The following is an 11,665-nucleotide window of genomic DNA, read 5'->3' as shown; positions in this document are numbered from 1 at the left end:
CATGGCGTGCTTGCGGCTCGACCGCAATCCGGTCAGGCCGGCAGCGGCTCGGCGTTGCCCAGGGCGACGGTGTTCATGCCGCCATCGACGTAGGTGATTTCGCCGGTGATGCCGCTGGCCAGGTCGGACAGCATGAAGGCGGCGGCGTTGCCGACTTCCTCGATGGTCACGTTGCGGCGCAGCGGGGCGTTGTGCGAGTTGTAGGCGAGCAGCTTGCCGAAGTTGCCGATGCCGGAAGCGGCCAGGGTCTTGATCGGACCGGCCGAGATGGCGTTGGCGCGGATGCCTTCGGGGCCGAGGCAGAAAGCCAGGTAACGCGTGGCGGCTTCCAGGCTGGCCTTGGCCAGACCCATGGTGTTGTAGTTCGGCATGGTCCGTTCGGCGCCCAGGTAGGACAGCGCCAGCGCCGAGCTCTTGCGGCCGCGCATCATCGGCCGGGCGGCCTTGACCAGCGCCGGGTAGCTGTACGAGGAAATCTCGTGGGCGATGCGGAAGGCGTCGCGGGTGATGCCTTCGAGGAAGTCGCCCTCGATGGCTTCGGTCGGCGCGTAGGCGATCGAATGGACGAGACCGTCGAGGCCGTCCCAGCGCTTGCCGAGTTCGACGAAGAGGTTGGTGATCTGCTCGTCGCTGGTGACGTCGAGCGGAATGGTGATGTCGCTGTCGAATTCGGCAGCGAATTTCTTGATGCGGTCTTCGAAGCGTTCGTTCTGGTAGGTGAACGCCAGCTGGGCGCCTTCGCGGTGGCAGGCCTTGGCAATGCCGTAGGCAATGGAATGCTTGGACAGCAGCCCGGTGATCAGAATCTTCTTGTCGGCGAGAAAGCCCATGTGTTTATTCTCCCAAAGGGGTTTAGCCGCGAGATTATAAACCGAGAAAAGCCCGGCTATAACGCCTACATGTTCGGATAGGTCGGTCCTTCGCCGCCTTGCGGGACGACCCAGGTGATGTTCTGCGTCGGATCCTTGATGTCGCAGGTCTTGCAATGCACGCAGTTCTGGGCGTTGATCTGCAGGCGCGGCGCACCGTTTTCGTCATGAAGGATCTCGTAGACACCGGCAGGGCAGTAGCGCTGTTCGGGCGCGTCGTAGGTGGCGAGATTGACCGCGACCGGCACGCTGGCGTCCTTCAGGCGTAAATGGCAGGGCTGGTCTTCCTCGTGGTTGGTGCTCGACAGGAAGACCGACGACAGGCGGTCGAAGGTGATCACGCCGTCCGGTTTCGGGTAGGCGATTTTCGGACAGTCGGCGGCCGGTTTCAGCTTGGCGTGGTCGGGCTGGCTATGGCGCAGCGTCCATGGCGCCTTGCCGCGCAGCAGCAACTGGTCGATGCCGAACATCAGCGAACCCAGCCACAGGCCCTTGCTCATCCACGGCTTGAAGTTGCGGGCGCGGTGCAGTTCTTCGTACAGCCAGCTCTGGCGGAAGGCTTCCGGGTAGGCGAGCAGTTCGTCGCGCTGACGGTTGCCGGCCAGTGCCTCGAAGCAGGCTTCGGCGGCCAGCGCACCGGTCTTGATCGCGCAGTGCGAACCCTTGATGCGGGCGGCGTTGAGAAACCCCGCGTCGTCGCCGATCAGCACGCCGCCGGGGAAGGTGGTTTTCGGTAGCGACTGCAGGCCGCCGGCGGTCAGTGCCCGGGCCCCGTAGGCGATGCGCTTGCCGCCTTCGAGGAACTTGCGGATTTCAGGGTGCGTCTTGAAGCGCTGGAACTCCTCGTAGGGCGACAGGTGCGGGTTTTCGTAGCCGAGGCCGACGACGAAACCGATGGCGATCTGGTTATTCTCCAGGTGGTAGAGGAAACCGCCGCCGTAGGTGTCGGGCTGCATCGGCCAGCCGCCGCTGTGGATGACCAGGCCGGTCTGGTGCTTGGCCGGGTCGATTTCCCAGAGTTCCTTGAGGCCGATGCCGTAGGTTTGCGGGTCGGCGTCGCGGTCGAGCGCGAAATGCGCGATCAACTGCTTGCCGAGGTGGCCGCGGCAGCCTTCGGCGAAGAAGGTGTATTTGCCGTGCAGTTCCATGCCCGGCTGGAAGTTCGGGCCTTCCGACCCGTCGTGCAGGCGGCCCATGTCGCCAGTGGCCACGCCCTTGACCGCGCCGTTCTCGTCGAACAGCACTTCGCTGCCGGCAAAGCCGGGGTAGATCTCGACACCGAGCGCTTCGGCCTGTTCGCCCAGCCAGCGGCAGACGTTGCCGAGCGAGATGACGTAATTGCCCTCGTTGTGAAAGCAGCCAGGGAGCAGGGCGTTGGGTACCTGCGTGGCGCCGGTTTCCGAGAGGATCAGGAAGCGATCTTCGCTGACCGGGGCGTTGAGCGGCGCACCGGTCGTTTTCCAGTCGGGCAGCAGTTCGTCGAGGGCGCGAGGGTCCATGACCGCGCCGGAGAGGATGTGGGCACCGATCTCGGCGCCTTTCTCGATCAGGCAGACCGAGATGTCCTGATTGTTTGCCGCCGCCAGTTGCTTCAGGCGGATGGCAGCGGCCAGGCCGGCGGGACCACCGCCGACGACGACCGCGTCGAATTCCATGGCTTCGCGTTCCATCATTGTCTCCTCCGTTTGTTGTCGGTGTTTTTTCAATACGGTACAGTATGGAAAACCTTTCTTCAACCCCTTTTCAAACGACCGTTTCATGGACCATCGCAAAAAGCTCATCCACACAACAAGCCTGCCCATTCGCTGGGGCGACATGGATGCCTACGGGCACGTCAACAACACCGTCTATTTCCGCTACATGGAGCAGGCTCGGGTCGAATGGATCGAGGACATGAAGGTCATGGTCCGTCCCGGCGGCGACGGTCCGGTGATCGTCAATGCGGCCTGTACCTTCCTCAAGCCGATGAACTATCCGGGTACCGTCGAGGTGCGCACCTATGTCGGCGCGGTCGGTCGTTCCAGCTGCCAGACCTATGTCGACATGCTGATCGATGGTGAGTTGTACGCCGAGGGCGCGGCCAAGGTGGTGTGGATGAATACGCAGACCGGAAAATCCGTGCCTTTGCCGGATCATGTGCGGGCCTTGCTCGAAGCGGAGTAAACTCGGCGCCCATGGTCAATGACGACGGACGCCACATGGGCAAGAAGAAAATCTGGGAAAAACTGCTCTCCAGCGAGCGCCTGGGCGCCGGCAAGGCGCCGGGCACGGCGGAGCGCACCGCCTTCCAGCAGGATTACGACCGCATCGTGTTCACCTCGGCCTTTCGCCGGCTGAAGGACAAGACCCAGGTTTTTCCGCTGTCGAAGAGCGATTACGTGCGCACCCGCCTGACGCACAGCCTGGAGGCCAGTTGTGTCGGCCGCTCGCTGGGTGCCGTGGTCGGCCGCGAGATCATCGCCCGGCATGGGTTGAAGGATGTCGAATCGGGCGATTTCGGCGCCATCGTCGCCGCCGCCTGCCTGGCGCACGACATCGGCAACCCGCCGTTCGGTCACGCCGGCGAGGATGCGATCCGCGAATGGTTCCGCATTTCCGGCCTGCTCGAACGCCATGATTTCACCGCCGCACAACGTGCCGATTTCGAGCGCTACGAGGGCAACGCGCAGGGCTTCCGCATCGTTTCCCGCCTGCAGAGCCCGGCCAATCCCGGCGGCCTGCAACTGACCAGCGCGGTGCTGGCCACCTTCACCAAATATCCCCGGCCTTCGCATGTGGCCGGCGAACTGGACGGTAAAAGCGGCAAGAAATTCGGCTTCTTCCAGCAGGACGCCGACAACTTCGCCCGTGTCGCCGCTTCCACCGGCCTGGTCGAGCGCATTCTCGGCACCGCCTGGCGTCGCCATCCGCTGGCCTTTCTGGTCGAGGTGGCCGACGATACCTGCTACCTGATCGTCGATCTCGAAGATGCCGCCCGGCTCGGCTTCGTGCCGTACAAGGACGCCGAATGCCTGCTTGCCGACCTGGCCGGCAACACGATCAACGGTGGCCGGCTCGACCGCCTGCACGACCCCAAGGAAAGGCTGGAATACCTGCGCGCCAAGGCCATCGGTCGGCTGCTGGAAAGCGCGGCGGCGGTCTTCCTGGAAAATGAGGCGGCCATCCTCGACGGCAGTTTCGACGAGGAGCTGCTCGACCAGTCGCCGGTCGGCGTGCCGCTGCAGGCGGTGTTGCGCGTGGCCAAGGAAACCATCTATACGGCGCGGCCGGCGCTGGAGATCGAAACCGCCGGTTTCGAGGTGCTCGGTGCCTTGCTGGCGCTCTATACCAACGCCGTCGAGGCGGCTGCGGAAGTGCCGGGAACCCGGATGACGACGCGCGAGCGCATGCTGCTCCGGCTGTTGCCGACGCAATTCCTCGGCCACGATGGCAAGCCGGATGCCGATCCCTACGTGCGTCTACTGCAGGTGGCCGATTTCGTCGCCGGCATGACCGACTCCTACGCGGTCGACATGTATCGCAAGCTCAAGGGTGTCGACCTGCCGACCTGATTACTCGAAGATCTTCAGAAATTCGCTCCGCGCCTTTGCCAGCTCGGCCTGCGCGGCAGTGTCGCAGAGCCGTTCGCTGGTCCGGTAGAAACGGTCGAAAGCGGCGAGCACCGCCGCCTTGTTGACCCGGTCACGGCCGGCTGTCTTGTTTCCCGACGCCGGCTGATCGAGCGGCGTGAGTACGGCATAGCGGGGAATGATCTGCTGCCCGCCCTGATCCGACGAGGCGGTCAGCGGGCCGGTCTTGACGAAGATTTTGCCGTCGTATTCGAAGCGGTCACCAATGGCGAGATGCTGGAGTTTCATGCGCGGTCCTGGGGCGGGGCGAGTCGGGGCGTGCGCGGATATTAGCCGATTTTTCCGGCAATCTCCGCTTGCCAAAATCTGCTTACTGTACAAAAATACAGGCAATGCATTTTGCCGGAGCCCCGTCATGAAACTCACCCCGCGTCAGCAGGAAATCCTCGATTTCATCAAGAACACCGTCGAGGTGCTCGGGGCGCCGCCGACCCGCGCCGAAATCGCCACCGCTTTCGGCTTCGCCTCGGCCAACGCTGCCGAAGACCACCTCAAGGCGCTGGCCAAGAAGGGTGCGATCAACCTCGAACCTGGCTCGGCGCGCGGCATCCGCCTGGTCGAGCAACTCGGTCTGCCGCTGATCGGCAGTGTCGCCGCCGGTTCGCCCATCCTCGCCGTCGAGAACGTGCAGGGGCGCTATAACTTCGATGCCGGCCTGTTCAATCCGCGTGCCGATTTCCTGTTGAAGGTGCGCGGCCTGTCGATGATCGATGCTGGCATCTTCGACGGTGACCTGATCGCCGTGCATAAGACGAATCAGGCGCGCGACGGCGAGATCGTTGTCGCCCGCATCGACGAGGAAGTCACCGTCAAGCGCCTGGAACGCGGCAAGAACCAGATCCGCCTGATCGCCGAAAACCCGGATTTCGAGCCCATCGTGATCAACCCGGGCGAAGTCGAATTCGCCATCGAGGGCGTCGCTGTCGGCTTGATCCGCGGAGCCATTTCGAAACTCTCATGAGCGCGCAGCCGTCGCCGGTGAGTTTGGCGGCGGTCCTGGCGCGCGGCGACATCTGGCGCGGCGATGCCTTGCCCGGCCTGCCGGCCGGCACCATCGCCAGCGGTTACGCCGAACTCGACGCCGAACTGCCGGGCGGCGGCTGGCCGCGCGGAAATCTCACCGAAATTCTCGTGGATCGCAGCGGCATCGGCGAAATCAGCCTGCTGCTGCCAGCGCTGGCCCGGCTCTCGGGCGAGGGTGGTCGCCTGGCGCTGGTCGCACCGCCCTGGCTGCCGCATGCGCCGGCTTGGGCAGCGGCCGGCGTGGCGCCGGAGCGTCTGCTGGTGATCCGGCCCGGTAAGCAGCTGGCCTGGTGTGTCGAACAATTACTCAGATGCGGCGGCTTCGCCGGCCTGCTTGCCTGGCCGGACGCCGGCATCGATGCCCGGGCGCTGCGCCGCCTGCAGGTGGCGGCTGAGGGGCAGTCGGTTTTTGCCGTTTTGTGGCGGTCGACCGTGGACGCCGCAATCCCGTCGCCGGCACCTTTGCGTCTGACGCTGGCCGCCGGTGCCGACCGGCTGGCGCTGCGCATCCTCAAGCGGCGCGGTCGGCCGGCGTCGCGTCTGTTGCAGGTCGAGATCCCCAGACCGGGAAGGAAAACACGTGTTGTGGCTGGCCCTGCATTTTCCGCAGCTGACGCTGGAAGCCCTGCCGCTGCGGCAGTCGCCTAGCGTCGTCACGGCGCGCGGCCGGGTTCTGGCCGCCGATCCGGTTGCCGCAGCGGCCGGCATTTTGCCCGGCCACAAGCTGTCGACCGCACTCGGCCTGCTGCCCGGGCTGCGCGCCTGCGAGCGCGATCCGGCGCGCGAAGCCCGGGCGCTCGCCGATCTCGCCTGCTGGTCCGGGCGCTTCACGCCGACCGTCAGCCTGGCGCCGCCGGCCGGGCTGTTGCTCGAAATCGGCGGCTGTCGCCGGCTGTTCGGCGGTATCGAAGCGATTGTCGCGGCCGTGCTTGATGGCTGCCGGATACAGGGTTGGAGTGTGGACTGGGCAGTCGCACCGACGCCGCTCGGCGCCCGCTGGTTGGCGCGTGCCGGCGCGGCGGCCAGCTACGAGAGCCTGGTCGCGCTGCAGGCGGCGCTGGACGATTTGCCGTGTGCCGTGCCCGACTGGCCGGCCGAGGTTGTCGCCCGGCTCGACGCCTTCGGCCTGCGTCGTCTCGGCGAACTGAGCGCGCAGCCGGCTGGTGGCCTGCGCCGGCGCATCGGCAACGGCCCGGTCGACGACCTGCTGCGCGCCCGCGGCGAACTGCCCGATCCGCAGCGCGCCTTCGACTTTCCCGAGCGTTTCGCCGCCGGGCTGGAACTGCCGTCGCGCGTCGAATTCGCCGAAGGCCTGGCCTTCGCCGCGCAGCGTCTGTTTGCCGCGCTGGCCGGGTGGCTGCAGGTGCGCCAGTCGCTGCTGCGCGTCGGCATGCTGCAGCTGACCCACGACGACGGCTCGACCAGCACGCTGCCGCTGCGTTTCGGCGAGCCCTGCGCCGACGAAGGCCGCTTCATGCGCCTGTTGCGCGAGCATCTCGGTCGCCTGCAACTGGCGGCGCCGGTCGAGGCGCTGCATCTGACGGCCGACGAGTTCGTCGCCCGGCCCGACGCCAGCGCTGGCCTGTTCGACCAGGCGGTGCTGGGCGAGGGTGTTGCCGCCTGCATCGAACGCCTGCGCGCCCGGCTCGGCGACGACGCCGTGCGCAGCCTGGCGCTGCATGCCGACCATCGCCCGGAATGCGCCAGCCGTAGCGACGACCCGGCCGGCATTCTTGCCGCAAAAACCACGTCGACCGCAACATTCGGCAAGCCGCGCCCGCTCTGGCTGCTGCCGGCACCGCAGCCGCTGGCCGAACGTGTCGACGGCCCACACTGGCACGGTCCGCTGCAACTCGTCACCCGCGGCGAACGGCTGGAAAGCGGCTGGTGGGACAGCGGCGAGGCGTCTGCCGTCGGCGACCTGCGCCGCGACTACTTCGTCGCCCGCAACGGCGAAGGGCAGTGGGCGTGGATCTTTCGCGACGCGCAGGGCTGGTTCCTGCACGGCCTGTTCGCCTGAATCGATTGACAGGCGGCCCTGGCGCTGCCGATAATCCGCCGCTCTGCAGGAGAGAGAGTGCTGGTTCGCCAGGCTCCGCCGAAGGCGCAAACTCCCATAATCGCTCAGGCATGCCGAACTGCAGAAATGATTCGCCGGCTGGAGAGTAGTTGCGAGCGTCCCGGCGCTTGGCAACTCACCGAAGGGGCAGGCTCCGAGGAGCCGAAACTCTCAGGTAAAAGGACAGGGGGAGAGGCGTCACGGAAACACCCGTTCAGGGGTTTCCGCTTTCTGACGGAGTCCTTTTGATGTTTGCCTCGCTGTTCGACAGTCTCGCCCACGTTTTTCAACCGCTCGCCACCAAGCAGTTCGATCTGCTGCTGGTCGTCTACCTGGTCGCCATCGCCGCCGAGGCGATGTCCGGCGCGCTGGCCGCCGGCCGCCGCGACATGGATTTCTTCGGCGTCGCCGTGATCGCCTTTGTTACCGCGCTCGGCGGCGGCACGATCCGCGACGTCGTGCTCGGCAACTACCCGATCGGCTGGACCCAGCATCCCGAGTACGTTTATCTGGTCATCCTCGCCGGCCTGGCGACGACGCTGATCGCCCGCTTCATGCACCACATGAAGCGCGTCTTCCTGATGCTCGATGCGCTCGGCCTGGTCGCCTTCTCGCTGATCGGCTGCAACGTCGCGCTGCAACTCGATTACCCGGTGGTGGTCGTGATCATGGCCGGCATGCTCACCGGGATTTCCGGCGGTGTGCTGCGCGACGTGCTGTGCAACCAGGTGCCGGTGGTCTTCTGCCGCGAGCTCTACGCCAGCGTCTCGCTGTTCGTCTGCGTGCTCTTCCTGGTGCTGCGCGGCCTCGGCTGGGACAGCGACCTGATCACCCTGGTCTGCTTCGGCGCCGGTTTCGCCTTCCGCATGCTGGCGCTGCGCTTCGCCTGGAAGCTGCCGACCTTTTCCTATCAGCAGCGCTGGGACTGAAACACGGGCTGGGCTAAAATGACTGTATGAAAATACAGTTGTTTGCCAGAGGCCCGCATTGACCGTCCCGTCTGCGCTCCCCGACTACGCCGAGCTGCACTGCCTGTCCAACTTCAGCTTCCTGCGTGGTGCCTCGCACCCGGAGGAACTGGCGGCGCAGGCAGTGGCGCAGGGTTACGCGGCGCTGGCGCTGACCGACGAGTGCTCGTTGGCCGGCGTGGTGCGCGTGCATCAGGCGTTCCGGGCCCAAGGCGGGGCTACGCGTCTCATCATCGGCAGCGAGATGCGCACGGTCGACGGCCTGAAACTGGTTTTTCTGGCGCAGAACCGCGAGGGTTACGGCAACCTGTCGGCGCTGATCACGCTCGCCCGGCGGCGGGCGGAGAAGGGCGCCTACACGCTGCAGCGCCATGACCTGAACGCCATCTCGCCGAATGGCGCCTTGCCCGATTGCCTGGTGCTCTGGGTGCCCGAGGCGGCACCGTCGGTCGCCGACGGGCGCTGGCTGGCCGAACGTTTCCCCGGGCGTTGCTGGATCGCCGTCGAACTGCACGCCGGGCCGGACGATGCGGCCCGGCTGGCGGAATTGCAGGCGCTCGGCGCCGCCTGCGGCCTGCCGCTGGTGGCCGCGGGTGACGTGCACATGCACGTGCGGGCGCGGCGGCCGGTGCAGGACGTGTTGACAGCGCTGCGCCTGAAAACCTCGGTGTTCGACGCCGGCCACGCGCTGTTCCCGAACGGCGAGCGCCACCTGCGCTCGCGCCTGCGGCTGGCGCGGCTCTATCCGCCCGAGCTGCTGGCCGAGACGCTGCGCATCGCGGCCTTGTGCACGTTCTCGCTCGATGAGTTGCGCTACGAATATCCGGAGGAAATCGTCCCCGCCGGCTACACGCCGACCTCCTGGCTGCGCCACGAAACCGAGGCCGGGCTGCGCCGGCGCTATCCGGCGGGCGTACCGGACGCGGTGCGCGAGCGCATCGAGCACGAATTGCGGCTGATCGCCGAGCTGAACTACGAAGCCTATTTCCTGACCGTCTACGACATCGTCTGCTTCGCCCGCGGCGCCGGCATCCTCTGCCAGGGGCGCGGGTCGGCGGCGAACTCGACGGTCTGTTTCGCGCTCGGCGTCACCGAGGTCGACCCGGCGCGCTCGGCGATGCTGTTCGAGCGCTTCGTCTCCAAGGAGCGCGGCGAGCCGCCCGACATCGACGTCGATTTCGAGCACGAGCGGCGTGACGAGGTCATCGCCTACATCTACGAAAAATACGGCCGCGAGCGCACGGCGCTGGCCGCCGCCGTCATCACCTACCGGACCAAGGGCGCGTTGCGCGACGCCGGTCGCGCGCTCGGCTTCGACATCGCCCGCATCGACGCGCTGACCGCATCGCTCGCCTGGTGGGACAAGCGCGAACAGATGCCGGAACGCTTCGCCGAGCAGGGGCTGGACCCGGCGTCGCCGCGCGTCGCCAAGTGGCTGTGGCTGGCCGAGCAACTGCGCGGTTTTCCCCGCCACCTGACCCAGCACGTCGGCGGCTTCGTCATGTCGCGCGGACCGCTGGCGCGACTGGTGCCGGTCGAGAACACGGCGATGGCCGAGCGCACGGTGATCCAGTGGGACAAGGACGACCTCGACGCGGTCGGCCTGATGAAGGTCGACGTGCTGGCGCTCGGTATGCTGTCGGCGCTGCGCCGGATGCTGGCGATGATCGGGCCGTTGGCATTGAACGAAATCCCCGAAGGCGACAAGGCGACCTACGACATGCTCTGCCGCGCCGACAGCATGGGCGTTTTCCAGGTCGAATCGCGGGCGCAGATGAGCATGCTGCCGCGCCTCAAGCCGCGCAACTACTACGACCTGGTGATCGAGGTTTCGCTGGTGCGGCCCGGGCCGATCCAGGGCGACATGGTCCATCCCTACCTGAAGCGGCGCCAGGGTAAAGAGCGCATCGAGGAGATCACGCCGGCCATCGACGCGGTGCTGGCGCGTACCTGCGGCGTGCCGATCTTCCAGGAACAGGTGATGCAACTGGCCATCGTCGCCGCCGGCTTCACCCCCGGCGAGGCCGACGAATTGCGGCGGGCGATGGCGGCCTGGCGGCGTAAAGGCAATCTCGCCCGCTATCAGGACAAGCTGCGCGCCGGCATGGCGCGCAACGGCGTGCCGGCCGCCTTCGTCGAACGCATCGTCGCCCAGATCCAGGGTTTCGGCGAATACGGCTTCCCCGAATCGCACGCCGCCAGCTTCGCGCTGCTGGTCTATGCCTCGGCCTGGGTCAAGCGTCACCATCCGGCGGCTTTCCTCTGCGGCCTGCTCAACAGCCAGCCGATGGGTTTCTATTCGCCGTCGATGTTGATCCAGGACGCCCGCCGCCATGGCGTCAGCGTGCTGCCCGCCGATGTCACGGCCAGCGACTGGGACAGCCGCATCGACGAGGGTGGCGCGGTGCGCCTCGGCCTGCGCGAGATCAAGGGGCTGAGCCGGGAAGCGGCCGTGCGGATCGCCGACGCGCGGCGGCGGGCGCCGTTTGCCGACGTCGCCGACCTCGCGGCGCGCTGCGCTCTGGGCAAGCGCGATCTGGATCAGCTCGCTGCTGCCGATGCACTGCGCAGCCTGGCCGGCCATCGCCGGCAGGCGGCCTGGGCGGTCGCCGACAGCGGCCGGCAGGCGATCCAGGGCGATCTTTTCGCCGGCCTGCCGGCGCCGGAAGCAGCGGTCGAGCTGGCGGCGCCGACGCTGGCCGACAACCTGGTCGCCGATTACCAGCAGCTCGGCCACAGCCTGCGCCCGCACCCGCTGACCTTGCTGCGGGAACATCTCGCAGCGCGGCGCTTCCTCAGTGCCGGCGAACTGGCGCAGTGCGGCGACCGCGCGCTGGTCCGCGTCGCCGGTATCGTCACCGGCCGCCAGCGTCCGGGCACCGCGACCGGCATCGTCTTCGTCACGCTGGAGGATGAAACCGGCTGGACCAACGTCGTCGTCAAGCCGGCGCTGGTCGAAAAACAGCGGCGCGAATTGCTCGGGGCACCATTGCTCGGGGTTTACGGTCAACTTCAATGTGCCGATGGCGTGGTGCATCTGGTCGCCCAGCGCCTGGTCGACCTGTCCGCCTGGCTGGGGCGACTGGAAACCCGTAGCCGGGATTTTCATTGATCTGG

At 66.7% G+C, this 11,665-nt stretch carries 10 protein-coding genes and 1 riboswitch; of the genes, 7 read left to right on the top strand and 3 right to left on the bottom strand.

Annotated features, from left to right (window positions below; translation table 11 throughout):
* Positions 1–32: 32 nt before the first annotated feature.
* Both fabI and Q0799_RS08930 read right to left on the bottom strand, forming a co-directional pair.
* Positions 33–830, bottom strand: a complete 798-nt coding sequence (fabI, locus tag Q0799_RS08935) for an enoyl-ACP reductase FabI (protein ID WP_121457152.1) — start codon at positions 828–830, stop codon at positions 33–35.
* A gap of 65 nt (positions 831–895) precedes the next feature.
* Entirely contained in the window at positions 896–2,539 is a 1,644-nt protein-coding gene (locus tag Q0799_RS08930; RefSeq protein ID WP_298397449.1) for an electron transfer flavoprotein-ubiquinone oxidoreductase, read from the bottom strand.
* 88 nt (positions 2,540–2,627) lie between these two features.
* Between Q0799_RS08930 and Q0799_RS08925 the strand changes: the two genes are divergently transcribed.
* The gene (locus tag Q0799_RS08925; protein ID WP_298397314.1) at positions 2,628–3,032 is read left to right on the top strand and encodes a thioesterase family protein; all 405 of its coding nucleotides are present in this window, start codon (positions 2,628–2,630) and stop codon (positions 3,030–3,032) included.
* A gap of 11 nt (positions 3,033–3,043) precedes the next feature.
* Complete coding sequence (dgt, locus tag Q0799_RS08920; protein WP_298397311.1) at positions 3,044–4,420, top strand: dGTP triphosphohydrolase; 1,377 nt, start codon at positions 3,044–3,046, stop codon at positions 4,418–4,420.
* Here the strand turns inward: dgt and Q0799_RS08915 are convergent, their stop codons facing one another.
* Positions 4,421–4,726: a hypothetical protein gene (locus Q0799_RS08915; RefSeq protein ID WP_298397308.1), complete on the bottom strand. Its 306-nt coding sequence runs from the start codon at positions 4,724–4,726 to the stop codon at positions 4,421–4,423.
* 127 nt (positions 4,727–4,853) lie between these two features.
* Here Q0799_RS08915 and lexA point away from each other — a divergent pair, with 127 nt between their 5' ends.
* From lexA to Q0799_RS08890, 5 genes are all read left to right on the top strand, one after another.
* Positions 4,854–5,459 carry a transcriptional repressor LexA gene (gene lexA, locus Q0799_RS08910; protein ID WP_028995681.1) on the top strand — a complete coding sequence of 202 codons (606 nt, stop codon included), beginning with the start codon at positions 4,854–4,856 and terminating at the stop codon, positions 5,457–5,459.
* The gene (gene imuA / locus Q0799_RS08905) at positions 5,456–6,169 is read left to right on the top strand and encodes a translesion DNA synthesis-associated protein ImuA (protein ID WP_298397299.1); all 714 of its coding nucleotides are present in this window, start codon (positions 5,456–5,458) and stop codon (positions 6,167–6,169) included. Before lexA ends, imuA begins: the two co-directional genes overlap by 4 nt.
* Complete coding sequence (locus Q0799_RS08900) at positions 6,102–7,541, top strand: DNA polymerase Y family protein (protein ID WP_298397296.1); 1,440 nt, start codon at positions 6,102–6,104, stop codon at positions 7,539–7,541. The genes imuA and Q0799_RS08900 overlap by 68 nt, the downstream gene beginning before the upstream one ends.
* Positions 7,542–7,577: 36 nt before the next feature.
* Positions 7,578–7,672: riboswitch (glycine riboswitch) on the top strand.
* A gap of 222 nt (positions 7,673–7,894) precedes the next feature.
* Positions 7,895–8,509, top strand: a complete 615-nt coding sequence (locus Q0799_RS08895) for a trimeric intracellular cation channel family protein (RefSeq protein ID WP_366940771.1) — start codon at positions 7,895–7,897, stop codon at positions 8,507–8,509.
* A 58-nt stretch (positions 8,510–8,567) separates the two neighbouring features.
* A complete protein-coding gene (locus Q0799_RS08890; protein WP_298397290.1) occupies positions 8,568–11,660 on the top strand; it encodes an error-prone DNA polymerase in 3,093 nt (1,030 codons plus the stop codon).
* The last annotated feature ends 5 nt before the right edge of the window (positions 11,661–11,665 follow it).

The sequence above is a fragment of the uncultured Azonexus sp. genome (genome assembly GCF_937982035.1).
Lineage (GTDB): Bacteria > Pseudomonadota > Gammaproteobacteria > Burkholderiales > Rhodocyclaceae > Azonexus.
The sequence above is the reverse complement of the archived record's forward strand: the minus strand, read 5'-3'. Positions and strand labels throughout refer to the sequence as shown.

Coding starts and splice junctions, on each gene's coding strand:
- fabI (WP_121457152.1), bottom strand. CDS start 830: ATGGGCTTTCTCGCCGACAAGAAGATTCTGATCACCGGGCTGCTGTCC.
- Q0799_RS08930 (WP_298397449.1), bottom strand. CDS start 2,539: ATGGAACGCGAAGCCATGGAATTCGACGCGGTCGTCGTCGGCGGTGGT.
- Q0799_RS08925 (WP_298397314.1), top strand. CDS start 2,628: ATGGACCATCGCAAAAAGCTCATCCACACAACAAGCCTGCCCATTCGC.
- dgt (WP_298397311.1), top strand. CDS start 3,044: ATGGTCAATGACGACGGACGCCACATGGGCAAGAAGAAAATCTGGGAA.
- Q0799_RS08915 (WP_298397308.1), bottom strand. CDS start 4,726: ATGAAACTCCAGCATCTCGCCATTGGTGACCGCTTCGAATACGACGGC.
- lexA (WP_028995681.1), top strand. CDS start 4,854: ATGAAACTCACCCCGCGTCAGCAGGAAATCCTCGATTTCATCAAGAAC.
- imuA (WP_298397299.1), top strand. CDS start 5,456: ATGAGCGCGCAGCCGTCGCCGGTGAGTTTGGCGGCGGTCCTGGCGCGC.